Source organism: Verrucosispora sioxanthis, assembly GCF_010560025.1.
GTDB classification, from domain to species: domain Bacteria; phylum Actinomycetota; class Actinomycetes; order Mycobacteriales; family Micromonosporaceae; genus Micromonospora; species Micromonospora palythoicola.
The window spans coordinates 140,188-162,460 of sequence record NZ_SAIY01000001.1; the positions used below are offsets into that span (position 1 = coordinate 140,188).

Annotated in this window: 25 protein-coding genes and 2 pseudogenes; 12 read left to right on the top strand and 15 right to left on the bottom strand. The window is 71.8% G+C overall.

Features of this window, described 5'->3' with window-relative positions; translation table 11 throughout:
- Window positions 1-104: 104 nt before the first annotated feature.
- Window positions 105-371: a hypothetical protein gene (locus ENC19_RS29745; protein ID WP_216592532.1), complete on the top strand. Its 267-nt coding sequence runs from the start codon at window positions 105-107 to the stop codon at window positions 369-371.
- On the opposite strand, the gene ENC19_RS00655 is transcribed toward ENC19_RS29745, so the two are convergent.
- Both ENC19_RS00655 and ENC19_RS00660 read right to left on the bottom strand, forming a co-directional pair.
- Window positions 352-864: a hypothetical protein gene (locus ENC19_RS00655; protein WP_164445215.1), complete on the bottom strand. Its 513-nt coding sequence runs from the start codon at window positions 862-864 to the stop codon at window positions 352-354. The genes ENC19_RS29745 and ENC19_RS00655 overlap by 20 nt on opposite strands.
- A gap of 50 nt (window positions 865-914) precedes the next feature.
- Entirely contained in the window at window positions 915-1,727 is an 813-nt protein-coding gene (locus ENC19_RS00660; protein ID WP_164445216.1) for a serine/threonine-protein kinase, read from the bottom strand.
- Window positions 1,728-1,965: 238 nt separating this feature from the next.
- Here ENC19_RS00660 and ENC19_RS00665 point away from each other — a divergent pair, with 238 nt between their 5' ends.
- The 10 genes from ENC19_RS00665 to ENC19_RS00705 all read left to right on the top strand — a co-directional run bounded on the left by ENC19_RS00665 (window position 1,966) and on the right by ENC19_RS00705 (window position 10,940).
- The gene (locus tag ENC19_RS00665) at window positions 1,966-2,442 is read left to right on the top strand and encodes a hypothetical protein (RefSeq protein ID WP_309246114.1); all 477 of its coding nucleotides are present in this window, start codon (window positions 1,966-1,968) and stop codon (window positions 2,440-2,442) included.
- Window positions 2,443-2,578: 136 nt separating this feature from the next.
- The gene (locus tag ENC19_RS00670; RefSeq protein ID WP_164445218.1) at window positions 2,579-2,920 is read left to right on the top strand and encodes a PadR family transcriptional regulator; all 342 of its coding nucleotides are present in this window, start codon (window positions 2,579-2,581) and stop codon (window positions 2,918-2,920) included.
- The gene (locus ENC19_RS00675) at window positions 2,917-3,861 is read left to right on the top strand and encodes a permease prefix domain 1-containing protein (protein WP_164445219.1); all 945 of its coding nucleotides are present in this window, start codon (window positions 2,917-2,919) and stop codon (window positions 3,859-3,861) included. Before ENC19_RS00670 ends, ENC19_RS00675 begins: the two co-directional genes overlap by 4 nt.
- 71 nt (window positions 3,862-3,932) lie before the next feature.
- A complete protein-coding gene (locus tag ENC19_RS00680; protein WP_216592533.1) occupies window positions 3,933-4,529 on the top strand; it encodes a LemA family protein in 597 nt (198 codons plus the stop codon).
- Window positions 4,530-4,539: 10 nt separating this feature from the next.
- A complete protein-coding gene (locus ENC19_RS00685) occupies window positions 4,540-6,078 on the top strand; it encodes a M48 family metallopeptidase (RefSeq protein WP_208020786.1) in 1,539 nt (512 codons plus the stop codon).
- Window positions 5,991-6,539 (top strand): hypothetical protein, encoded by a 549-nt coding sequence (locus ENC19_RS29455; protein ID WP_208020787.1) that lies wholly within the window; start codon window positions 5,991-5,993, stop codon window positions 6,537-6,539. Before ENC19_RS00685 ends, ENC19_RS29455 begins: the two co-directional genes overlap by 88 nt.
- Window positions 6,540-6,922: 383 nt before the next feature.
- Window positions 6,923-8,233 carry a sensor histidine kinase gene (locus ENC19_RS00690; protein WP_281601535.1) on the top strand — a complete coding sequence of 437 codons (1,311 nt, stop codon included), beginning with the start codon at window positions 6,923-6,925 and terminating at the stop codon, window positions 8,231-8,233.
- On the top strand, window positions 8,230-8,907 hold the full coding sequence (locus tag ENC19_RS00695) for a response regulator (RefSeq protein ID WP_164445221.1): 678 nt from the start codon (window positions 8,230-8,232) through the stop codon (window positions 8,905-8,907). Before ENC19_RS00690 ends, ENC19_RS00695 begins: the two co-directional genes overlap by 4 nt.
- 81 nt (window positions 8,908-8,988) lie before the next feature.
- The gene (locus ENC19_RS00700; protein ID WP_164445222.1) at window positions 8,989-9,882 is read left to right on the top strand and encodes an ABC transporter ATP-binding protein; all 894 of its coding nucleotides are present in this window, start codon (window positions 8,989-8,991) and stop codon (window positions 9,880-9,882) included.
- Window positions 9,879-10,940, top strand: a complete 1,062-nt coding sequence (locus ENC19_RS00705; RefSeq protein ID WP_164445223.1) for an ABC transporter permease — start codon at window positions 9,879-9,881, stop codon at window positions 10,938-10,940. Before ENC19_RS00700 ends, ENC19_RS00705 begins: the two co-directional genes overlap by 4 nt.
- Before the next feature lie 18 nt (window positions 10,941-10,958).
- On the opposite strand, the gene ENC19_RS00710 is transcribed toward ENC19_RS00705, so the two are convergent.
- The 7 genes and pseudogenes from ENC19_RS00710 to ENC19_RS00740 form a co-directional block, all read right to left on the bottom strand.
- A complete protein-coding gene (locus ENC19_RS00710; protein ID WP_309246115.1) occupies window positions 10,959-11,582 on the bottom strand; it encodes a DUF402 domain-containing protein in 624 nt (207 codons plus the stop codon).
- Window positions 11,583-11,598: 16 nt separating this feature from the next.
- Window positions 11,599-12,168 carry a hypothetical protein gene (locus ENC19_RS00715; protein ID WP_164445224.1) on the bottom strand — a complete coding sequence of 190 codons (570 nt, stop codon included), beginning with the start codon at window positions 12,166-12,168 and terminating at the stop codon, window positions 11,599-11,601.
- 140 nt (window positions 12,169-12,308) lie between these two features.
- Complete coding sequence (locus ENC19_RS00720; RefSeq protein ID WP_164445225.1) at window positions 12,309-13,580, bottom strand: MFS transporter; 1,272 nt, start codon at window positions 13,578-13,580, stop codon at window positions 12,309-12,311.
- Window positions 13,576-14,188, bottom strand: a pseudogene (locus ENC19_RS00725) (winged helix-turn-helix domain-containing protein); the annotation flags it as partial. The gene ENC19_RS00720 and the pseudogene ENC19_RS00725, both read right to left, overlap by 5 nt.
- A 154-nt stretch (window positions 14,189-14,342) precedes the next feature.
- Window positions 14,343-15,092, bottom strand: a complete 750-nt coding sequence (locus ENC19_RS00730) for a YebC/PmpR family DNA-binding transcriptional regulator (protein ID WP_164445227.1) — start codon at window positions 15,090-15,092, stop codon at window positions 14,343-14,345.
- 219 nt (window positions 15,093-15,311) lie between these two features.
- Window positions 15,312-15,608 carry a hypothetical protein gene (locus ENC19_RS00735; RefSeq protein WP_164445228.1) on the bottom strand — a complete coding sequence of 99 codons (297 nt, stop codon included), beginning with the start codon at window positions 15,606-15,608 and terminating at the stop codon, window positions 15,312-15,314.
- A 7-nt stretch (window positions 15,609-15,615) separates the two neighbouring features.
- A complete protein-coding gene (locus ENC19_RS00740) occupies window positions 15,616-16,257 on the bottom strand; it encodes an NADPH-dependent FMN reductase (protein WP_164445229.1) in 642 nt (213 codons plus the stop codon).
- Between the two features lie 103 nt (window positions 16,258-16,360).
- Here ENC19_RS00740 and ENC19_RS00745 point away from each other — a divergent pair, with 103 nt between their 5' ends.
- On the top strand, window positions 16,361-17,209 hold the full coding sequence (locus tag ENC19_RS00745; protein ID WP_166457967.1) for a helix-turn-helix transcriptional regulator: 849 nt from the start codon (window positions 16,361-16,363) through the stop codon (window positions 17,207-17,209).
- A gap of 145 nt (window positions 17,210-17,354) precedes the next feature.
- On the opposite strand, the gene pdxT is transcribed toward ENC19_RS00745, so the two are convergent.
- The 6 genes and pseudogenes from pdxT to pgsA all read right to left on the bottom strand — a co-directional run bounded on the left by pdxT (window position 17,355) and on the right by pgsA (window position 22,251).
- A complete protein-coding gene (gene pdxT, locus ENC19_RS00750) occupies window positions 17,355-17,960 on the bottom strand; it encodes a pyridoxal 5'-phosphate synthase glutaminase subunit PdxT (protein ID WP_164445231.1) in 606 nt (201 codons plus the stop codon).
- A gap of 7 nt (window positions 17,961-17,967) precedes the next feature.
- Window positions 17,968-18,882: a pyridoxal 5'-phosphate synthase lyase subunit PdxS gene (gene pdxS / locus ENC19_RS00755; protein ID WP_164445232.1), complete on the bottom strand. Its 915-nt coding sequence runs from the start codon at window positions 18,880-18,882 to the stop codon at window positions 17,968-17,970.
- Window positions 18,883-19,009: 127 nt separating this feature from the next.
- On the bottom strand, window positions 19,010-19,516 hold the full coding sequence (locus ENC19_RS00760) for a hypothetical protein (RefSeq protein WP_164445233.1): 507 nt from the start codon (window positions 19,514-19,516) through the stop codon (window positions 19,010-19,012).
- Window positions 19,517-19,542: 26 nt separating this feature from the next.
- Window positions 19,543-20,703 (bottom strand): glycosyltransferase family 4 protein, encoded by a 1,161-nt coding sequence (locus ENC19_RS00765; protein ID WP_164445234.1) that lies wholly within the window; start codon window positions 20,701-20,703, stop codon window positions 19,543-19,545.
- A gap of 13 nt (window positions 20,704-20,716) precedes the next feature.
- Window positions 20,717-21,593: pseudogene (locus tag ENC19_RS00770) on the bottom strand (phosphatidylinositol mannoside acyltransferase).
- 25 nt (window positions 21,594-21,618) lie between these two features.
- Entirely contained in the window at window positions 21,619-22,251 is a 633-nt protein-coding gene (gene pgsA / locus ENC19_RS00775) for a phosphatidylinositol phosphate synthase (RefSeq protein WP_164445235.1), read from the bottom strand.
- Between the last annotated feature and the right edge of the window lie 22 nt (window positions 22,252-22,273).

Here is a 22,273-nt window from a genome sequence, read left to right on the forward strand (position 1 = left end):
GCGCCCCACCGGCGGTCGGGACGGTGCCGACCGTGCGGTCGACTCCGGCGCCCCGCCCGCCCACCCCGCGACGGAGCACCCGTTCCCCGACACCCGCCACCAGCATGTCCGAGTCCTGCCTCGGCGCGGTCCGGTACGAGTTGCCCCTGTCCGACCCCGGGCCGTTGCCGTCGTCGCTCTGCTTCGCCACCGGCGGGGTGCTGCGCCTGCGGGACATCGGCCCGGGTGAGGTCACGGTGGACCGCGAGGACCTGGTGGACAGCAACTACGAGGCCGGTGTGGTCGATCTCCGGTTCCTCCGGACCGGCACCGTGGACGTGTTCATTCCCCGGGAGGCGGGCACCCACGTGCTCACGGTGGTGGTGCGATGACCGGCTGTCGTACCCGTACCCCGTCGAGCAACGCGTCCACGAACTCGTCGCCGGCACCGGGCGGGGGCACGACCTGGGCGTAGAGCAGGCCGGTGGGCGCCCGGGCGGCGGCCTCCACCAGCACCGGGCGCTCGTGTGGGCAGTCGAAGCGGGCGACCACCCAGTCCAGGCCGCCCAGCCGCACCCGTCGGGGCGAGGTGGGTGTGCAGTCGGCGTGGGGCTGCTCGGCGACGAAGGTGGCCGGATCGCCGCGGCGGGCGGCGGCCTCCGACAGTCCGAGGAAGGCGCCCGGCACGCGCGGGTCGACGGCCCACCGGCGCGGCTCCGGCGAGATCACCATCGCGGGTTCGAGGCGGCCGGACGGGTCGTACCGCCCGGCCCAGCCGGTGCCGGCCGCCCGCCAGCCGGCCGGCAGCACGACGGACAGCGGACCACTTCTCGCCGTACCGCTGGGCGTCGCCGAGTCCGCCGAGACTGTGCCGGCCGCCGCCACCAGGATCACCGTCAGCGCGACCGCACGCAGCCACCGTGTCGGTGCGGCAGCTACCGGGGCGTCGGCGCCGCGGGTACCGGGCGCGGGAGCCGGCCACTGTCCGGTGCTCGGGGCGGTCGGATCCGGGTTTGCCGCGCCGCCGCCAGCAGGGCCGCGCGGAACGCCTCGGCGTCCAGGTACCTGTCGTCCGGGCGGGTGGCGGTGGCTCGCCGGAGAACCGCCGCCACGGGCTGCGGCACCGGCTGTGCGAGCAGTCGCCGGCCGAGTCGGCCGAGGGCGTACACGTCGGCGCGCTCGTCGACGACCGCGAGCGGGTCGTCCTGCTCGGGTGCCATGTAACCCGGCGTGCCGGCGCGCATGGTGAGCCCGGAGGCGACGGCGAGCGCCTTGGCCAGACCCAGGTCGGCGATGACCACTCGTTCACCGTCGGCGGTCGAGCGGAACAGGATGTTGCCGGGTGTCAGGTCACGATGCACCACTCGGTGCCGGTGCAGCACCGCCACCCCGGCGGCGATCTCGGCGAGCAGGTTCAGGGCGGTCGCCACGGGAAGGGGCCCGGCGGCGAGCCGCTCCCGGAGGCTGCCCCCGTCAGCCCAGTCGAGCACCGTGTAGGGCCGTCCGTCCGTCAGTTCCCCCACCACGCGTACCCGGACCAGCCGGTCGTCCTCCATCCGGCGTAGCAGCCGGGCCTCGTCCAGGAAGCGTTCCCGGACGCGAACGTCGTGGTGCCAGTTCTCCGCCAGCACCTTGATCGCCACCCGGATCTCCAGCCTCGGGTCGTACGCCAGCCAGACGGTCGCGAACGAGCCCACCCCGAGCAGGCGCTCCACCCGGTACGCCCCGATCCGCCCCGGCACCCCCACCCGCCCCACCCCACCCTCTCCCGCAACCCTCCCCCTCCCCCGTCCCCGCAGCAACCACCCCGGCGGATGGGGACGGGGCGAACCGCAGGGGTGGCTGGGGAGACGAAGAGAGTAGGAACTCGATGCCGAGGAGGCGATTTCTGTGCACCGTTTCGCGTATGTCGCAGTCGCGACCGTTCTTGGCCTCGCCGGGGCAGCTCCGGCGCAGGCCGCACCACTGCCGCGTTCGGCTCCCTCGGTGGTGGTGGGCGCGCAGCCGCCGGTCACCACCGACACCGGTGTGTTGAGCGTGCGGGGCGCCGGGCCGTACCGGATCGGTGCCGGTCTCGACCGGCTCACCGCCGCCGGAATGATCGACTGGTCCGTCGCCACCTGCGACGGCGTGGTCCGGGCTGGTGCGACCGGCGCCTGGGCGGGCGTGATCCTGTTGGCCTTCCGGCACGGCCGGCTGGTCGAGGTGACCACCGCCACCGTCCCGCCCTACTCCCCCGCCGGTGCGGGAGTCGGCATGACCTTCGCCGACCTGGAGACGATCTACGGCCCGCGCGGCGGCCTGATCAGCAACGACGCGGGCACCGCAACGGCGTACCTGGTGCGGGTGGGCGCGCGGGTGGAACTGTTCACCGGGCATCCGATCCGGTCCGGCGTGGGCGCCTTCCAGGTCGGTCCGGCGTCCTTCGTGGAACGTGGCTTCCGGCAGGGCGGCACCTGCTGAGGCGGCCTACGGAGGGACGGGGAGACGACGCGGGGCGTCCGGTCATCCGGGCGCCCCGCGTCGTCGGGCACGGGACGGGCCAGTTACATCGTTGCGTGCTAGACAATGGTGTGTGTCGCACAGTATCGTGTGACGCATGGTCAGCGATGACGTGTTACGGACCCACCTACAGGAACTACGTCGGGGCACCGTGGTGGTGGCCAGCCTGGTCGCGCTGCGCCGACCCGACTACGGCTACGCACTGCTGCAACGACTCACCGGACACGGCTTCCCGGTCGACGCGAACACCCTCTATCCCCTGCTGCGACGGCTGGAGGAGCAGGGGCTGCTGACCAGCGAGTGGAACACCGAGGAGAGCCGGCCTCGGAAGTTCTACCGCACCAGCGACTCCGGCAAGCAGGTGCTGGAACGCCTGCTCGACGACCTCGCCGCCGTACAGACCTCCCTGCGCACCCTGATCGAAGGAGCCCCCGAATGACCTCGCTGACCGACCGCTACCTGGCTGCCACCCTGCGCTCGGTGCCCACCGGGCGACGCGAGGAGATCGCCACCGAACTGCGCGCCTCCATCGGCGACATGATCGACGGCCGGACCGCCGAAGGGCTCGACGCCGCGACGGCCGAACGCGCCGTCCTCACCGAGCTGGGCAACCCCGCCCAACTGGCCGCCCGATACTCCGACCGCCGTCTGCAGCTCATCGGGCCGGCGTACTACCTGGCCTGGCAGCGGCTGCTGATCGTGCTGCTCAGCACCATTCCCGCTATCGTCGGGGTGCTGATCGGCGTACTCCAGGCCACCGTCGCCGACAACCCGGCCGGTGCGATCGGCGAGGGCATCGTCGCGGCGTTCAACGTCGCGGTGCAGATCGCCTTCTGGGTGACCCTGGTCTTCGCGCTGCTGGAACGCCTCGGCACCCCGCTGAACCTGCCCGAGTGGAGCGTCGACCAACTACCCGAGCTGCCCACCGAACGGGGCGTCACGCTCACCGACGTGTGCGCCTCGATCGTGTTCCTCGGCCTGTTCATCGCCTTCCTGCCGTGGCAGCACTTCCAGTCGGTGGTCGGGCCCGACGGCGAGCGCCTGCCGATCCTCGATCCGGCGCTGTGGACGTTCTGGCTGCCGCTGCTGATCGTCGTCCTGCTCGCCAGCATCGCCCTGGAGATCGGCAAGTACCGTGCCCGCCGGTGGACCTGGCCGCTGGTCGTCGGCAACGCCGTGCTGAGCCTGGCGTTCGCGGTGCCGGCGATCTGGCTGCTGCTCGACGACCGGCTGCTCAACCCGGAGTTCGTCACCCGCTTCGCCTGGCTGCGCGACGGCGGTCTCGACACGGTCGCCCGGATCAGCATCGTGGTGATCGTCGCGATCACCCTGCTGGACATCGCCGACAGCGTGGTCAAGGCGCGTCGGTCCGCGCGCTGAGCAGGAGCGGGCCTGGACCGACGAACGTACGATGATCAGCGGAAGTACCGACTCACACCGAGGGAGCGGCCGTGGAACTGATCATCGGACTGGTGTGCCTGTTGTTGATCGTCGTGGCGGTGCTCGGCTTCGGCGTGTCGATCTACAACGGGCTGGTCCGGGCCCGCAACGCGTACCGCAACGCCTTCGCCCAGATCGACGTGCAACTCGTCCGGCGACACGACCTGATCCCCAACCTGGTCGAGACCGCCAAGGGCTACCTCAAGCACGAACGGGAGACCTTGGAGGCGGTGATCAACGCCCGCAACGCCGCCGTCAACGCGCAGGCCACCGCCGCCGCGGCTCCCGGTGACCCGGCGGCGATGCAGCAGCTCAGCGGCGCGGAGAACGCGCTCACCGCCACCCTGGGTCGGCTGTTCGCGCTCTCCGAGGCGTACCCGGACCTGAAGGCCAACCAGAACATGATGCAACTGTCGGAGGAGCTGACCTCGACGGAGAACCGGGTCGCGTTCGCCCGGCAGGCGTACAACGACGCGGTGATGGCCTACAACAACAAGCGCGAGGTGTTCCCCTCCAGCGTGGTGGCGGGGATGTTCTCGTTCGGCCCGGCGGAGCTGTTCCAGCCGGACGACCCGCAGCAGCGCCAGGCGCCGCAGGTCTCGTTCTGATCGGGCCGCGATGAACTTCTTCGAGCGACAACGGCAGGTGCGTCGGCTGTCGACCCGGCTGGTGCTGCTGTTCGTGCTGGCCGTGGTCGGGATCGTGGTGGTGGTGAACGTCGCGGCGTTGGTCGCCTTCAACGCCACCACCGCCGATCCCGGCCAGCTCGCCGGGTTCATCGCCATGGTCACCGTCGCCACCCTCGCCGCGATCGGGCTGGCCGCCCTGGTCCGTACGCTCGCGTTGCGCGGCGGCGGCGGGAAGGTGGCCCGCGAGCTGGGCGGGGTACCGGTGCCGGCGAACACCACCGACCCCGAGCTGCGCCGGCTGCGCAACGTCGTCGAGGAGATGGCGCTGGCCTCCGGCGTACCCGTCCCCGAGGTCTACGTGCTGCCGGAGGAGACGGCGATCAACGCCTTCGCCGCGGGATGGACCCCGTCCGACGCCGCCGTCGCCGTCACCCGGGGCGCGTTGCAGCGACTCAACCGGGACGAACTCCAGGGGGTGATCGCCCACGAGTTCAGTCACGTGGTCAACGGCGACATGCGGCTCAACATCCGGTTGATGGGCCTGCTGTTCGGCATCCTCTTCCTGACCGTGATCGGCCGCGGGCTGGCCCGCGCCGGAGTCATCGGCGGCGGCCGGTCGCGCGGCAACAACAGCGGCGGCAGCGCCGCCCCGCTGGCGCTGGTGGGCCTGGCCCTGCTGGTGGCCGGCTACGTCGGCGTGCTCGCCGGGCGGCTCATCCAGGCGTCGGTCTCCCGGCAGCGGGAGTACCTGGCCGACGCCTCCGCGGTGCAGTACACCCGCCAGACCCGGGGCATCGCCGGGGCGCTGAAGAAGATCGGGGGTCTCAGCGACGGCTCCGAGCTGAAGTCGCCGAAGCGCGACGAGGTGGGGCACATGCTCTTCGGCGAGGCGGCCCGCACCTCGTGGTTCGCCACCCATCCCCCGCTCGCCGACCGGATCAGGGCACTGGAGCCGTCGTTCGATCCGGCCGAGCTGCAACAACTGTCACGGCGATGGGCGGCGGCGGCGCCGTCCGGCCGTCAGGAGGATGTGGCGATGGGTCTGGCCCCGGCCGCACCAGGCCAGCCGGGCGCACCAGGCCGGCCCGCTGCGGCGGGGCGGAGACGTCGGGCCGGGCGCGGCAGGCTCAGCCCGGGCCACCCGGGCGCGGCGAGCGGATCCGCGTCGCGCCGGAAGAGGTGCTGGGCCGGGTGGCCGCGCCGACCGAGAGCGCCTACACCCACGCCGCAGCCATCCTCGACCGGATCCCGGATCCACTGCTCGACCGGGCCCGCGACCGGGAGGCGGCCGTACCGCTGCTGCTCGGCCTGCTGCTCAGCGCCGAGCCGGAGGTCCGGCAGCACCAGTACGCCGCGGTGGCCCAGCGGCACGGCCAGCACCTGGCCGACGCTGCCCTGCGCGCGGCGGACGACCTGGTCGAACTCCCCGCCGAGCTGCGGTTGCCGCTGGCCGAGCTGGCCTTCCCGGCGCTACGCGACCGGCCCGACCCCGAGGTGGAGTCACTGCTGGCTGCCGTGTTCACGTTGATCCAGGCGGACGGCGCGATCAACGTGACCGAGTACTGCCTGTCCCGGCTGTTGCTGGCCGAGTTGGAGGAGTCGCTACGGCCGGACTCGCGCTGGCGTACCGACCGGCGCAAGCTCACCGACACGCGCTCGGCGGCGGCCACCCTGCTGGCCATCCTCGCGCAGGTCGGGCACCCTGACCGAGGCGAGGCGGAACGGGCCTACCAGGCCGGCGTGGGCACGCTGCTGCCGGGCACCAACCTGCCGTACGCGCCGCCGGAAAACGGCGTGCTCGCCCTGGAGACCGCCTGGCCGGTGCTCGACGGGTTGCGTCCCGGCGACAAGGAACGGCTGGTGGCGGCCACCGTTGCGGTGATCAGCCACGACGGGATGATGACCGTGCCCGAGATCGAGTTGCTGCGGACGATCTGCGGCCTGCTGCACTGTCCGCTGCCGCCGATGGTCGGCGACGTCACCGGCTGACCATCGCCCCGCCCGGCCGCACGGCCCGGTCCGCCGGTGCTCTCTGCCCTCGGTGGGCCCACACACGGACCGGACACAGACAGTGATTGTCACTACGAGTCACGGCAACGCGGACGACCTCTATCCACCTCGCACGCTTTGCTCTGCTTCAACCCACGCACTGGCGCCTGAGCAGGGGCGCTGCAACGGCCCACGGCCGCGCATGTCGCATCCCTCGATACTTTCCGTGAACATTGCGTCCGTTGAAGCAGAGCAAAGGGAGGAGAGGGGTATTGGTTGGGGGAGGTCGGGAGGCACTGTCCGTGAGGATCGGTGGACGGACGGACGGCCTGATCTCACCCGACGCGAATGGCGATCGGCGGGGGGATGGCATGCTGCCCAGGGTGACCACCGAGACCGCCGAGACCAGCGACGAGTGGCGCCGGGCCGAGACCGGTGACGACTGGCGACGGCCGGGGCCGACGCCGGAGCAGCGACGGCTGGACCTGTTCGCCGGTCTGGCCGCGACGGCTCTCGCCCTGCTCAGCCTGACGTTGGCCCGCAGCACCGGGGCATTCTTGCTGGGCCCACCGCCGTCCGGTGTCGAGCAGCTCTTCTGGACCGTCGCGGTGCCGCTGCCGTTGATCTGGCGACGTCGCTTCCCCGTCGCCGCCACGCTGGCCGTGTCGGCCGCGTTCATCGGTTCGCAGGTGCGGGCCGTCCCCGAGTGGCAGCTCTCCGCCTGGGCGCTGTTCATCGCCATCTACACGCTGGGCGCCTGGGGCCGGGACCGTCGATTGTCCCGCCGACTGCGGATCGGCGTGATCGTTGCGATGTTCACCTGGATGGGGATCGCCTTGTCGATCAACTACCGGACGCTCACCGCGGAGTCCTTCGACGACGCTGTCGGCCCGGTGCCGCCGGTGCTCGCCGCGATCGTCACCGGCATCCTGGTCAACGCGCTGTACTTCGGGTTCGCGTACTTCTTCGGCGAGACCGCCTGGGTGGCCGCTCGTCGTGAACACCAGGTGGCCGAGCAGGCGGAGCGGTTGCGCCGGTCGCAGGCCGAGGTACGCGAGCACGCGGTGGTCGGCGAACGGGTACGGATCGCCCGTGAGCTGCACGACGTGGTCGCCCACCACGTGTCGGTGATGGGCGTGCAGGCGGCGGCCTGCCGCCGGGTCTTCGACAAGGATCCGGCGAAGGCCCGCGACGCCCTCGCCGCCATCGAGGAGACCGCCCGTCAGGCGGTCGACGAGTTGCGCCGGATGCTCGGCGTACTGCGGGCCCGCGACGGCGACCCGGAGAACGCGCGGCAGCCGGCCGGGATCGACCGGATAGCCGCCCTGGTGGATCGGGCCGGCGAGGCCGGGCTACGCGCCACCCTGGGGGTGTACGGCGATCCGCAGTCGCTGCCCGAATCGGTCTCCCAGGCGGCGTTCCGGGTGGTGCAGGAGGCGGTGACGAACGTGTTGAAGCACGCCACCGGAGCGAGTCTGCTCGACGTCCGGGTCCGCTATCTGGCACAGGAGATGGAGGTCGAGGTGAGTGACGACGGTCGGGGCAGCCGCTCGGCGAACGCCGACGGGATGGGACTGATCGGGATGCGGGAACGGGTCGCGACCCACGGCGGTGAGTTGGAGGTGGGTCCGCGTACCGGGGGTGGCTGGCGGGTGCGGGTCCGTTTCCCACTGCCGGCAGGGAGTTCGACGTGAGCCCGATCCGCGTGCTCCTCGCCGACGACCACCACCTGGTGCGTACCGGCTTCCGGGTGATCCTGGAGATCGAGGACGACATCGAGGTGGTCGGCGAGGCCGCCGACGGGGAGCGGGCCGTCGGCATGACCCGGGCGCTGCGCCCGGACGTGGTGCTGATGGACGTGGAGATGCCCGGGATGGACGGGCTGGAGGCCACCCGGCGGATCAGCACCGACGACGAGCCGGGCGGGCCGGCCGTGCTGATGCTGACCACGTTCGACCGCGACGACTACCTCTTCGCCGCGCTGCGCGCCGGGGCGAGCGGCTTCCTGCTCAAGAACGGCACACCGGAGGCCCTGGTCGACGCGATCCGGGTGGTGGCCCGCGGCGACGGGCTGCTCGCGCCGGAACTCACCCGGCGGGTGATCGCCACCTTCGCCCGCCCCGGCGACAGACCCGGTGGTGACGTCGGTTCGGAGGCGGCGCTGGACAGCCTGACCCCTCGGGAACGGGAGGTCCTGGTGCTCGTCGCCGGGGGCGCCAGCAACGCCGAGATCGCCGCCGACCTGCACCTGGGCGAGGCGACGGTGAAGTCACACGTCAGCCGGGTGCTGGCCAAGCTGGGTCTGCGCGACCGGGTGCAGGCGGTGGTCTTCGCGTACGAGCACGGGGTGGTGCGGCCCGGCGGGTGAGCGGCCTCCACCGGGAGAGGGAGTCGTGATCTCCGTCGGCGGGCGGACGGCAGCCGGCCACCGACGACCTAGCGTTGCCCCATGACCAGCGTGCTCCGTCTCGACGGCGTCGACCGCAGCTTCGGCGACCGTCAGGTACTCAAGGACGTCTCGTTCGACGTGGTCGCCGGCCGGATGACCGGCTTCGTCGGCGGCAACGGTGCCGGCAAGACCACCACCATGCGGATCATCCTCGGCGTGCTCGCCGCCGACGCCGGCCAGGTGACGTGGCGGGGTGAACCGCTGAGCCGGGACGCGCGGCGGCGCTTCGGCTACATGCCCGAGGAACGCGGCCTGTACCCGAAGATGAGCGTCCGGGAGCAGGTCACCTACCTCGGTCAGCTGCACGGGTTGACCGCCGACGCCGCCCGCCGCGCCACCGACGGGCTGTTGGAGCGGGTTGGTCTCGCCGAGCGGGGCAACGACCTGCTGGAGACGCTGTCCCTGGGCAACCAGCAACGCGCGCAGATCGCCGCCGCACTGGTGCACGACCCGGAGGTGCTGGTGCTGGACGAGCCCTTCTCCGGCCTCGACCCGCTGGCCGTGGACACGGTCGTCGGCGTGCTGCGGGAACGGGCCACCGCCGGTGCCCCGGTCCTCTTCTCCAGCCACCAGCTCGACGTGGTCGAGCGGCTCTGCGACGACCTGGTGATCATCGCGGACGGCTCGATCCGGGCCGCCGGCAGCCGGGAGCAGTTGCGTTCGGCGTACACCACGCCCCGCTTCGAGCTGGTGGTGGAGACCGACGCCGGCTGGCTGCGCGACCACCCCGGGGTGAGCCTGGTGGACCTCGACGGCGCACGAGCCGTGTTCGACCTGGCCGCCGGCACCGACGAACAGCCGGTGCTGCGCGCCGCGTTGGAGCGCGGCCCGGTCCGCGCGTTCCGCCCGGTCACCCCCTCCCTCGCCGAGATCTTCCGAGAGGTCGCCAAGTGAACGTCATGCAGGCCACCCGCCTGGTCGCCGCCCGGGAGATCCGGGTCAAACTGCGCGACCGTACCTTCCTGATCAGCACCGTCGTCTTCCTGCTGATCGCCGCGGCGGCGACGATCCTGCCGCCGCTACTGTCCGGCGGGCCGTCCACCGTGGCGGTGACCGAGGCGGCGGCGGGCCCGTTGCGGGCGGCCGGGCTGGAGGTGCTCGCCGTACCCGACGACGCCGCCGCCGAGCAGGCGGTCCGCGACGGCGACGCGGACGCCGCCGTGGTCGCCGGCCCGGCCGTGCTCGCCATGGACGACGCCCCCGACGACGTGATCTCCGCGTTGAGCACCGAACCCCCGGTCCGGCTGCTGAACCCGGACGCGGTGGACCCGGTGGTGGCCTTCCTGGTGCCGTTCGCGTTCGCCTTCATCTTCTTCATCACCTCGCAGACCTTCGGGGTGCAGATCGCGCAGAGCATCATCGAGGAGAAGCAGACCCGGATCGTGGAGATCCTCGTCGCCGCGGTGCCGGTCCGCGCCCTGCTGGCCGGGAAGATGCTCGCCGGTACGATCCTCGCGCTCGGGCAGATCGCCCTGGTGGCCGTGGTCGCGGTGGCCGGCATGACGTTCGGTGACAACACCACGCTGCTGTCGCTGCTCGGGCCGGCGATCAGCTGGTTCGTGCCGTTCTTCCTGCTCGGCTTCGTGCTGATCGCGTCGATGTGGGCGGCGGCCGGCGCGCTGGTGAACCGGCTGGAGGACATCGGTGGTGTGTCGATGCCGGTACAGCTCGCGGTGATGCTGCCGTTCTTCGCGGTGATCTTCCTCAACGACAACGTCACCGCCATGCGGGTGCTGTCCTACCTGCCGTTCTCCGCACCGACGGCGATGCCGCTGCGGTTGTTCACCGGGGACGCCGCCGGGTGGGAGCTGGTCGTCTCGCTGGCCCTGCTGCTGGTCGCGGCGGCCGGATTCCTGCTCGCGGGAGCCCGGGTCTACGAGGGTTCGCTGCTGCGCACCAACGGCCGCACTTCGATCCGCACCGCCTGGCGCGAACGCGAAACGCTCGGCTGAGCCGGCCGCTGCAGACGCTCAGCGTTGGGGTGGAATCGCGGCCCAGTTGGTGGGGAGGTGCGGGACTGGCCAGGCGGGGTCGGGTTGCCAGGTCGACCAGGACTCGTCCCACCAGCGCTCACCGGCGTCGAGCAGGGCGGCGATCCGGTCGCCCTCGGCGCGGATCGCCTCGCCCTGGCCCGGGTAGCGCCCCTCCACCAGCCGCTGGGCGAACATCTCCACGTCCTTGAAGACGTACCGGTCGGCGTCCGCCGCCCACCACAGGTCCAGCTCGTGGTCGAGGGTGTCCACCCCGATCGGCGTACGCCGGAACGGGTCCTGGAGGTTGAAGTACCAGCCGGCGAAGGTGCGCTGCGGGCCGGACCAGAACACGTCGACCGAGTGCGCCTCGCCGGGCCGTTGCAGCATCAGCTTGCCGTGCCCCGTCCAGGCGGTGTGCCCGGCGAGCTGCCACGGGTGCCGCCCGCACGGAAACTTCCCCGACTCGGGGAAACCGAACTCGGCGCCGGTCGGCAGGAAGAGCGCGAGCAGGTCGGGTGAGTCCTCGACGCAGATCGTCGGGCAGCCGAACCACACCTCACCGCGCAGGATCTCCCGCCGTACCAGCACGTCACCCGGCGCGAACCGGCCAGCCGTCGTCACGCTCGCAGATGCCGCCCTACTTCTTGCCGACAAGCTTCTGGGTGATCGGCCGCCCGGCCTCGCTGGCGAGCCGCAGGATCACCGCGCCGACCGGATCCTGCTCCCCGTCCTTGAGCCCGACATCCGTGGAGTTGACCCGCATCGGCGCCTGGCCGGTCGGCTTCATCACGTACGCCGCGGTCTTGCCGGCGAACAGGGTGCCACCACCGAAGACCTGGACCTCCACCTCGGCCATCTCGGCCCAGGTGGCGGCCCGGGCGTTGCCGTTATGGACGTACACCATCCCGCCAGGGTAGAGGTAGCCTGCCTCGAAGCCCCTCACCAACACGACGACGAACCAGCCGACAGCGCAGATGCCGAGCGCCAATGACGGGATCGCCAACCAGATCAGCGGCCGCCAGGAGGACGCGAGCGCGAAGAGGGCGACCGACACCAGGACCGCCACCGCGCCGACGGCGACGATCGTGAGCGCGGACCTGATGGGATTTCCGCTGCTGCGCTTGTCGATCAATGTACCGAGCCCGCGTTCCGCAGCCAGGCTGGCCACCTTTTCCGGTACTTCCTGCCGCTCGTCGACACTGCTCATGCCCGCCCCGTTTCGGTCGTCGAAAATCAGCGGCGAGCATATCCATGGTGGACAGTTGCTGCTGCCCCGTGTTGCGCGGCGGGCGGGAGCCGACGAGTGGCCGGGTGTGGCGTCCGGCTACCGGCGAGCGCCAGCGGACTTCAGCTCTCGGGCAGGGTGCGCATGGTGCGCAGGGGGGAGAAGACGACCCAGAGCACTCCGAGCAGGGCGCCGAGGCTGGCGATCCAGAGGGCGGGCCGGACCCCGATTGCCGCACCGAGCGTTCCGCCGAGCACGGCACCGATCGGCCGGATGCCGTAGTTGACGGTGCGGCGGAAACCGGAGACCACGGCGAGCATCGCCACCGGGGTGGCCGCGATCTGCACCGATCCGACGGCGATGTCGAGGATCATGACGCCCAGCGCGGCGACGAACTCGGCGGCGAACAGCAGCGCGAGCACCAGCGGCTGCGGCCCCATGGCCAGCGGCACGAGGACCATGGGGGCCGGGAAGGCGACGAAACCGAGGAGCACCGCGGGGCCGATGCCGATCCGGCGACTGATCGCGCCGGTGACCGCCGCGCCGAGTAGTCCACCGACCGCGCCGGCCCCGATGATCAGGCCGAGCAGGCCCGGGGAGACACCCAGTTCGGTGGTCACGTACAGCACGAACAACGCGGCGAACATGTAGTTGAACAGGTTGAGCGTGGTGGTGCCGAGCAACGTCGCCCGCAGGACCGCCGAGCGGGCCACGTACCGCACTCCGGCGGCCATCCCTCGGCCGGAGCCCTTCGGTACGGGATTCTCGGTGACCTGCGTCCGGGCCAGGAAGACCGCCGAGATCAGGTAGGTGAGCACCCCGGAGAGGAGCGCGAACGGAGCGGTGAGCACCTGCACCAGCACCCCGCCGATGCTCGGGCCGGCCACGTGCGACATGGCCCTGCTGCCGTTGACCAGACTGTTGGCGTCCACGTAGTCCGCCCGTCGGACCAGGGCGGCGAACAGGCTGCTGTGCGCCACCTCGAAGAACACCGAGAGGATCCCGATCAGGAAGGCCACCACACAGAGCAGCGGCAGGTTCAGCGCGTCCACCCACCACAGCAGTGGCACGGCCAGCAGCAGGACCGCCCGACCGACATCGGCGACGATCATCACTTGGCGCCGGCGCGGGTACCGGTCCACCCACGCGCCCGCCGGCAGGGAGAAGAACAGGTTCGGCAGCAGCGAGGCGGCGGTCAGGTAACCCATCTCGGCGGGTCCGGCGCCGAAGGCGAGCACGGCCAGCAGCGGCACGGCGAGCATGGTGATCTGGTCGCCGAAGAGCGAGACGGTCTGCGCGGACCAGTAGCGTCGGAAGGCCGCCTGCCGCAGCAGCCGTGGGACGCGCGGCCGGCGCGGCGGCGCCGGGTCGGCCAGGGTGAGGGATCCGGTCACGATTCGTCTCGGCTCGTCTCGTGCGGAGGTACGCCGCCGCGCGGTAGCGCCATCTGGACGAACGTCACCGGGCGGGAGCCGGGTGGGCGCTTCGCCGGGTCGGCGATCCGTTCGTCGTACCGGGCCAGCAGCGCGTCGATCTGTCCCGTGATCTCACCCAGCTCGGCGGCGGTGACGTGCAGCAACGCGTCGCCGAAGCCGGCGGCGGCCCGCCACTCGGCGGGCTCGTCGGCGCGGATCGCCAGGTAGTCCTGCGCCCGTTGCAGGTAGAGGGCGACCATCACGCTGTTGATCTGATCCGTGGCCTCCCGCATGGCCGGATCGTCGGAGTCGTCGTCCCAGGAGGTGTACTGCGTGGTGGCCCGCCAGGGCCGTTCCCGACCGTCCGCCCCGGGCACGCGTTCGGCGAACCCGTACTTGGCGAGTTGCCGCAGGTGGAACGAGCAGTTCGGCACGTTGTCGTCGAGCCGAGCCGCCGCCTGCGTGGCGGTCATCGGCCCTTCGCCACGCAGCAGCCCGATCAGGCGCATCCGCAGCGGGTGGGCGTACGCCCGCAGGGCGCGTGGGTCGGTGACCTTGAGCGAGCGCCGAGGTACCTCGTCAGTCATACAGTAGAGGATGCTTTAGAAAGACATCTCTAGCAACTGCCATCCATCCGTCCCACCGTCGAGGCCGGCCTAGGTCGCCGCGCCGGGCGTGGTCGACGAGGGGCACGAGAAAGGCGCTGACCTCGTGGTCAGCGCCTTCGACTCGTACACTCTGTCAGCCGACGGCGGCCATGACCTCGTCGGAGACATCGAAGTTCGCGTAGACGTTCTGCACGTCGTCGCTGTCCTCCAGGACGTCGATCAGCTTGAAGATCTTGCGCGCGCCCTCCTCGTCCAGCGGCACGGTGACGCTGGGGATCAGGGAGGACTCGGCCGACTCGTACTCGATGCCGGCGTCCTGCAGAGCGGTCCGCACGGCGAGCAGGTCGCCCGGCTCGGAGATCACCTCGAACGCCTCGTCCAGGTCGTTGACCTCCTCGGCGCCCGCGTCGAGGACGGCCAGCATCACGTCGTCCTCGGTGGTGCCGGCCTTGGGCACGATCACCACGCCCTTGCGGGAGAACATGTACGACACCGAGCCGGCGTCGGCGAAGGAGCCGCCGTTGCGGGTCAGCGCGGTGCGTACCTCGGTGGCGGCGCGGTTGCGATTGTCGGTCAGGCACTCGATCAGCAGCGCGACGCCGTTCGGGCCGTACCCCTCGTACATGATCGTCTGGTAGTCGGCGCCGCCGGCCTCCAGGCCGGAGCCGCGCTTGACGGCCCGGTCGATGTTGTCGTTGGGGACCGAGTTCTTCTTGGCCTTCTGGATCGCGTCGAAGAGCGTCGGGTTGCCGGCCGGATCACCGCCACCGGTACGCGCCGCGACCTCCACGTTCTTGATCAGCTTGGCGAACATCTTGCCGCGCTTGGCGTCGATGACCGCCTTCTTGTGCTTGGTCGTCGCCCACTTTGAGTGGCCGGACATCTGTTACCTCCGTTGCTACCCGCCGTCCGCATCGACCGCACCGAGCGCCCCGCTCCGCACCGGCGCACACGGTGGTGCCGGTCAGCTCTGGTGGAAGCAGTGGCGGCCAGATGGCCCTGCCGAATCTCGACAATCCTACCGACGTGCGGCGGGTGGTCGTCACCCGCCGCACGTCAGCCGTCGGCCCGCTCTCCCCCGATCGCCACAAAGCGGACGAAGTCACTCCCCCATGCCGTACGACCCCAGCACGGTGAACTCGGTCGTGCTGCGCTGCTCGCAGCGTTCTTCAAGCCCGGCCCGGAAGCGGCCGAACGACTCCAGCGACGGCAGTGGTCCGGGCAGGTCCGGGCCGATGACGACGTCGACGAAGCTGAGCCCGTCGTCGAGCCGCAGGGTCAGATAGCGGAACCCGGGCGGGCGCAGTCGGGTCAGATCCCGGTGCACCGCGTCGAGCAGGGTCAGGTGCTCGTCGAGGCGGTCCGAGCGGACTCGGTACGTGATCAGAAGCGTCTCCATGGTCAGATCACCGGCCACCAGCCGGGACCGCGTCCCGCCCCGCAGTCCGGACCGAGGCGAGGAGTTCGGCGAGCATTGCCGTGATCATCTCCGCTCGGCCGTCGCGGGGCGCGATCCGACCTTCGGCGGTCGGATCGGACCGGTCCTCGCCGGACCAGTCGAAGTCGGTGAACAACTCCAGCTCCACGTGGTTCGGTAGGACCGCCATGCCCACCTCGGCGAGAATGGGCCGTAGGTGCTCGGCGGCCCGCCCACCCCCGCGTACGCCGTAGGTGAGCACACCGGCCGGCTTGCCCCGCCACTCGGCGTCCAGGTAGTCGATGGCGTTCTTGAGGACGGCCGGGATCGAGCTGTTGTACTCCGGGGTGACGAAGACGAACGCGTCGCAGGCCGCTGCGACCGTCGACCAGCGGCGGGTGTGCTCGTGACGGTAGTCGCCGAACCTCGCCGGCACCGGTTCGTCGAGCATCGGCAGCCGCTGCTCGGCGAGATCGACAAGTTCGACGTCGACCTTCCCCGCTCGCACCGCCGGATGCCGGGCCGTCGTCTCGGCCACCCATCCCGCCACTGTCGGGCCACGTCGCCCCGGGCGACTGCTGCCGACGACCAGGCCCACCTTGATCGGTCCGTGCTGTCGTGTTTTGTTCATGAGCCGATCCCACCGCCGTCGGAAGCGCTCGGGGAGACCGGCGGGAGGGTAGCCCTGGCGGGGCCACGCTCCGGGAGCACGAGCGCGGCAGACTGGACGGGTGATGGACGGCGAGTTGGGCGCGTTCCTCCGCAGCCGACGCGAGGCGCTGCGCCCCGAGCAGGTGGGGCTGCCCACCAACGGCAGGCGACGTACGCCGGGCCTGCGGCGGGCGGAGTTGGCCACGCTGGCCCAGGTCAGCGTGGAATACCTGACCCGGCTCGAACAGGGCCGGGACACCCGCCCGTCGCCGGGCATCCTCGCCGCACTGGCGGAGGCGTTGCGCCTCGACGACGCCGACCGCCGGCACCTTCAACAACTCGCGTCCGTCGACCACCGCCGGCAACTGTGCGCGGGCGGGCGGCCGACCGCGTCGCGTACCGTCCGCCCGCAGGTCCGGACGCTGCTGGAGGCGTTGCGGGACCGGCCGGCGTACCTGACCAACCGGCTCGGCGACGTGCTGGCCTGGAACGAGCCGTTCGACCGGTTGGCCCGCCCGCTGGGGCTGCTCGACGGCGAGCGGCCCAACCTCGTGTGGTTCCTCTTCGTCGACGAGCGCGCACGTCAGCACTTTCCCGACTGGGCCGACCTCGCCGACCAGCAGGTCGCCGACCTGCACCGGTTGCGCGGGGGCGACCCCGCCACCGACGCGTTCGCCGAACGGCTCACCCGTACGGTCGGGGAACCGTTCCGGTCCCGGTGGCAGCGCCGGCCGGTCGCGGTGCAGCCGAGCGGGGTGCGCTGGTTGCGGCATCCGGAGGTGGGGCCACTGCGGCTGTCGTACGAGACCCTGGAAATCCCCGACGACCAGCAGCGACTGGTGGTGCAGCAGCCCACCGATGCGGACAGCGCCGCCGCGCTGGATCGCCTCCTCGGCCGCCGCCCCGGCAGCCTCCGCTCCGTGGCCGGCTGACGTCAGTCCCGGACAGCGCCCCGGCCGGCACAAGATCCCCGCAGTTTCGGGGAAACTGCGGCTTGGAGGCCGCAGGAAGCGGCAGTTTCCCCGAAACTGCCGGCACGCCTCGGCGCAGCGCGGCGGCGCAGGGGTGGTGTCGGGGTCAGCGGGCGGTGCGGACCAGGTCGACGAAGTAGGCGTGCAGGCGGGGGTCGCCGGTGAGTTCCGGGTGGAACGAGGTGGCCAGCAGGTTGTGCTGGCGTACGGCGACGATCCGGCCGGACGCGGGTCCGTCGGACACCATGCCGAGGACCTCCACGTTCTCGCCGACCCGCTCGACCCAGGGCGCGCGGATGAAGACCGCGTGCAGCGGTCCGCCCGGGATGCCGGTGATCTCCACCGGCGCCTCGAAGGAGTCGACCTGCCGGCCGAAGGCGTTGCGGCGGACGGTCATCGCGATGCCGTCGAAGCCGCGCTGGTCCGGCCGGCCGTCGAGCACCTCGGCCGCCAACATGATCATGCCGGCGCAGGAGCCGTAGACCGGCATCCCATCGGCGATCCGCTTGTCGATCGGGTCGCGCAGCTCGAAGATGTCGACCAGCTTGCTGATCGTGGTGGACTCCCCGCCCGGGATGACCAGGCCGTCGACCGCGTCCAGTTCCGCCGGCCGGCGTACCGGGCGGGCCTGCGCGCCCGCCGCCGTCAGGGCCGCGACGTGTTCGCGGACATCGCCCTGGAGGGCGAGGACACCGATCACGGGTGCCGTCACCGGTGGGTCACCAGCCGCGTTCGGCGAGGCGGTGCGGCTGCGGGATGTCGTCGACGTTGATGCCGACCATCGCCTCTCCGAGACCCCGGGAGACCTTGGCCAGCACGTCCGGGTCGTCGTGGAAGGTGGTCGCCTTGACGATGGCGGCGGCCCGCTGGGCCGGGTTGCCGGACTTGAAGATGCCCGAGCCGACGAAGACGCCCTCGGCGCCGAGCTGCATCATCATCGCCGCGTCGGCCGGGGTGGCGATGCCACCGGCGGTGAACAGCACCACCGGCAGCTTGCCGGTCTCGGCGATCTCCTTGACCAGCTCGTACGGTGCCTGCAGCTCCTTGGCCGCGACGAACAGCTCGTCGGCGGGCAGCGACGACAGGCGGCGGATCTCCTGGCGGATCTTCCGCATGTGGGTGGTGGCGTTGGAGACGTCGCCGGTGCCGGCCTCACCCTTCGAGCGGATCATGGCGGCGCCCTCGGTGATCCGGCGCAGCGCCTCGCCCAGGTTCGTCGCGCCGCAGACGAACGGCACGGTGAACGCCCACTTGTCGATGTGGTTGGCGTAGTCGGCCGGGGTGAGCACCTCGGACTCGTCGACGTAGTCCACCCCGAGGGACTGGAGGATCTGCGCCTCCACGAAGTGGCCGATGCGGGCCTTGGCCATGACCGGGATGGAGACCGCGTTGATGATGCCGTCGATCATGTCGGGGTCGCTCATCCGGGACACCCCGCCCTGGGCGCGGATGTCCGCGGGTACCCGTTCGAGGGCCATCACCGCGACCGCGCCGGCGTCCTCGGCGATCTTGGCCTGCTCGGGGGTCACCACATCCATGATCACGCCACCCTTGAGCATCTCGGCCATGCCGCGCTTCACCCGCGCGGTGCCGACTACCGGGGTGGCGGTGTTCGGGGAAGTCGTCTCGGACACGTCGTCGCTCCTCAGGCGTCCTCGGGAGGTGGCAGCGCAGATGCTACGCGCGGGCCGGCGCCGCTCCGACAGCCAATCAACCCCGTGGTGGCCTGCTGTGTGGCCGCCGTCACCCCGGGCGGGGGGCTCAGCGGATGGGCACGTCGGCGGCCGGGACGGTCAGGGTCGGGTCGTCGATGTCGAAGTAGCGCGGCCAGGTGTGCCCGCGTCCCATCCGCAACAGCCGCACCAGCGGCCGGCTGCGCACCGACCGGGCGTCGCGGACCAGGTCGGTGTGCACCTGGCGGGCCAGGGCGAGCCGCCGGCTGGCCGCGATGACCGCCTCGCAGTCGCCGTCGGTGGGGTCGAGCCGCACCGCCCGCAGCTGCCGGGTCAGGTCGTTCTCGGCCGCCTCCCGCTCCTCCGGCTGGGCGTCGAGGGCGATCCGTGCTGCCGCGTACAGCTCGACGCCGTAGCGACGTTCGGCCAGCACCGCCGCGGCGGCGGCCCGACGCAGCAGGTGGGCGTCCAGGGCACGGGCGGCGAGCTGGGCGCGGTCCTGGAGCCGCTCGACCCGGCCGGCGGTCCAGATCAGGTACACCGCCACCAGGGCGACGACCACCGTCGCGCCCACCACCCACCACATGCCCGGCATCGTAGTGCTGCTCCCGTTCCTCCCGATCAGTCCGGCCCCGCCCACTCCTGGTCGATCACCCGCCCGTCGGTCGCCTCGATCGCCGCTGCGTATACCTCCAGAACCCGGCGGGCAACCACGGGCCAGTCGAAATTCGCCACCACCTGGTCGCCGCAGGCGGTCAGCTCCGCGCGTTGGTCCGGATCGTCCAGCAGTTCGGCGATCGTCTGCCGCAGCGCCACCGCGTCTCCGGTGGGGAACAACCTGCCGGCCCGGCCGCCGTCGAGCACCCGGCGGAAGGCGTCGAGATCGCTGGCGACGACCGTGGTGCTGGCCGCCAACGCCTCGGTGAGGATCATGCCGAACGACTCGCCGCCGGTGTTGGGTGCCACGTAGAGGTGCACGCTGCGCAGCATGCGCGCCTTCTCCGGCTCGGGCACCAGCCCGAGGAAGGTGACCCGGTCGCGCAGGTCGGCCGGAAACCGGTTGAACAGGTCGTCCGGGTCGCCGGGGCCGGCGACCAGCAGGCGCAGCCCGGGACGCTGCCGGGCCAGCTCGACGAAGGCGTCGCGCAGGATCGGGAACCCCTTGCGGGGTTCGGTGAAACGGCCCAGGAAGCCGAGGGTGCCGCCGGTACCCGGCCCGCACGCCCCCGGCCAGCCGGACAGCGGCTCGACCCCGGCGTACTTGGCCACCGCCACCCCGTTCGGGATCTCCACCGCGCCGCCGTCGAGGTGCTCGACCTGCACCTTGCGGGCCAGGGCGCTCACCGCGATCCGTGCGGTGATCCGCTCCAGCAGGATCTGGAGCACCCCCTGGGCGGCGGCGAGCACCCGGGAGCGGGTCATCGCGGTGTGGAAGGTGGCCACCACCGGTCCCCGGGCGGAGAGCACGGCGAGCATGGACAGGCTCAGCGTCAGCGGTTCGTGCACGTGCAGCACGTCGAAGTCGCCCCGGGTGATCCACCGGCGGACCCGCGCGGTGGAGACGGGGCCGAACGCGATGCGGGCCACCGAGCCGTTGTACGGCAGCGGGACCGCCCGCCCGGCCGGCACCACGTACGACGGCAGCGGCGAGTCCTCGTCCGCCGGGGCGAGCACACTCACCTCGTGGCCCAGCCCGATCAACGCCTCGGCCAGGTCCATGACGTGGTTCTGCACCCCGCCCGGGACGTCGAAGGAGTACGGGCAGACGATGCCGATCCGCATTGCGCCCGTCCCCTCAGTCCAGCCACATCCGTTGCAGCATGTGCCAGTCTTCCGGATGCCGGGCGATGCCCGCCGCGAGACCGTCGGCGATCCGCTGGGTCAGCGACCTGACCCGTATGTCGAGGGTGCCCGCCTCGGGCCCCGGCACCGGCAGCGGGCCCTCCAGCGAGGCGCACGCCGCATCCGGTTCGTACCACATCGACGCCACGTACAGCGGTGCGCCGGTACGCAACGCGAGCAGCGCCGGACCGGGCGGCATCCGCGTCCGGCCGCCGAAGAAGTCCACCTCCACGCCCCGGGCGGAGAGATCCCGGTCGGCCAGCAGCGGCACCACCGCCCCGGCGGCCAACCGGTCGGTCAGTACGTCCAGCGGCGGCCGGACGCCGCCGGTGGTGGGCAGGATCTCCATCCCCAGCCGTTCCCGGAACGCGGTGAACCGCCGATAGACGCCCTCCGGCTTGAGTCGTTCCATGACGGTGGACAACGGCCACCCGTTCGCCACCACCCACGCGCCGGCCATGTCCCAGTTGCCGGCGTGCGGCAGCGCTACCACCGCACCCCGGCCGGCGGCCACGTCGGCGGCAAGCAACTCGGTGCCGTCCAGTCGGAATCCGGCGAGAATCTGGTCGCGGCTCAGCGACGGCAGGCGGAACGCCTCCATCCAGTAGCGGGCGTACGACCGCAGGCCCCGGCGGACCAGGTCGTCGAGCTCGGCCTCGGGCAGTTCCGGACCGACCACGCGGCGGAGGTTGGCGCGTAGCCGGGTGGCCCCGCCCCCGGCGGCGGTGAGCGCGGTCGGCCCCGGCGGTGAACGCGGCGGCGGCGACCGGTCGAGGTAGCGCGCGGACCAGCCGCCAGCCGGCGAGGAAGCCGAACTCGGTGAGGTTCACCCGGTGCTCCGTCCGGCTGTGCCGCTCACCCGTGGCCGCCCGGCACGTCGACCTGCTGGGCCTGCCGGTACACGTGGCGCATCCGCTGGCCGACGGTGAACAGGGACACCGCCGCGAGCAGCCAGAGCGCGATCGGCAGCGCCACCGGGTGGACCAGCTCGGCGAGCAGGCCGCCGACACCGACGATCAGCAGTCGCTCCGTACGCTCGGCGATGCCCACGTTGCAGGTCATCCCGAGCCCTTCGGCGCGGGCCTTGACGTACGACACGAGCCCTCCGGCGGCCAGGCAGATCAGCGCGGCGGCCAGCCCTGCGCGGTCGCCCTCGGTGGCCAGGTAGAACGCGACCGCGCCGAACACCGCGCTGTCGGCGACCCGGTCCATGCTGGAATCGAGGAACGCGCCGAACCGGGTCGACCCGCCGCTCATCCGGGCCATCGTCCCGTCGAGCAGATCGGTGAGCGCGAAGACCGTCACGATCAGCGCACCGGCGACCAGGTGGCCGCGGGCGCCGAAGCCGAGCGCGCCGGCGAGCACCCCGAGGGTGCCCGCGACGGTGACCGCGTTGGGGGACACGCCCGCGCGCAGCAGGCTGCGGGCGATCGGCTCCACGACGCGGGTCATCCCCGCGCGGGCCGACACTTGGAAGATCTTCGCCATGGCGGTCCCACGATAACGGTCG

Bases quoted from the DNA above. Each gene is read 5' to 3' on its own strand.
- ENC19_RS29745 (WP_216592532.1), top strand. From the start codon at position 105: ATGTCCGAGTCCTGCCTCGGCGCGGTCCGGTACGAGTTGCCCCTGTCC.
- ENC19_RS00670 (WP_164445218.1), top strand. From the start codon at position 2,579: ATGGTCAGCGATGACGTGTTACGGACCCACCTACAGGAACTACGTCGG.
- ENC19_RS00675 (WP_164445219.1), top strand. From the start codon at position 2,917: ATGACCTCGCTGACCGACCGCTACCTGGCTGCCACCCTGCGCTCGGTG.
- ENC19_RS00685 (WP_208020786.1), top strand. From the start codon at position 4,540: ATGAACTTCTTCGAGCGACAACGGCAGGTGCGTCGGCTGTCGACCCGG.
- ENC19_RS00700 (WP_164445222.1), top strand. From the start codon at position 8,989: ATGACCAGCGTGCTCCGTCTCGACGGCGTCGACCGCAGCTTCGGCGAC.
- ENC19_RS00715 (WP_164445224.1), bottom strand. From the start codon at position 12,168: ATGAGCAGTGTCGACGAGCGGCAGGAAGTACCGGAAAAGGTGGCCAGC.
- ENC19_RS00730 (WP_164445227.1), bottom strand. From the start codon at position 15,092: ATGTCCGGCCACTCAAAGTGGGCGACGACCAAGCACAAGAAGGCGGTC.
- ENC19_RS00735 (WP_164445228.1), bottom strand. From the start codon at position 15,608: ATGGAGACGCTTCTGATCACGTACCGAGTCCGCTCGGACCGCCTCGAC.
- ENC19_RS00740 (WP_164445229.1), bottom strand. From the start codon at position 16,257: ATGAACAAAACACGACAGCACGGACCGATCAAGGTGGGCCTGGTCGTC.
- ENC19_RS00745 (WP_166457967.1), top strand. From the start codon at position 16,361: ATGGACGGCGAGTTGGGCGCGTTCCTCCGCAGCCGACGCGAGGCGCTG.
- ENC19_RS00760 (WP_164445233.1), bottom strand. From the start codon at position 19,516: ATGCCGGGCATGTGGTGGGTGGTGGGCGCGACGGTGGTCGTCGCCCTG.
- ENC19_RS00765 (WP_164445234.1), bottom strand. From the start codon at position 20,703: ATGCGGATCGGCATCGTCTGCCCGTACTCCTTCGACGTCCCGGGCGGG.
- pgsA (WP_164445235.1), bottom strand. From the start codon at position 22,251: ATGGCGAAGATCTTCCAAGTGTCGGCCCGCGCGGGGATGACCCGCGTC.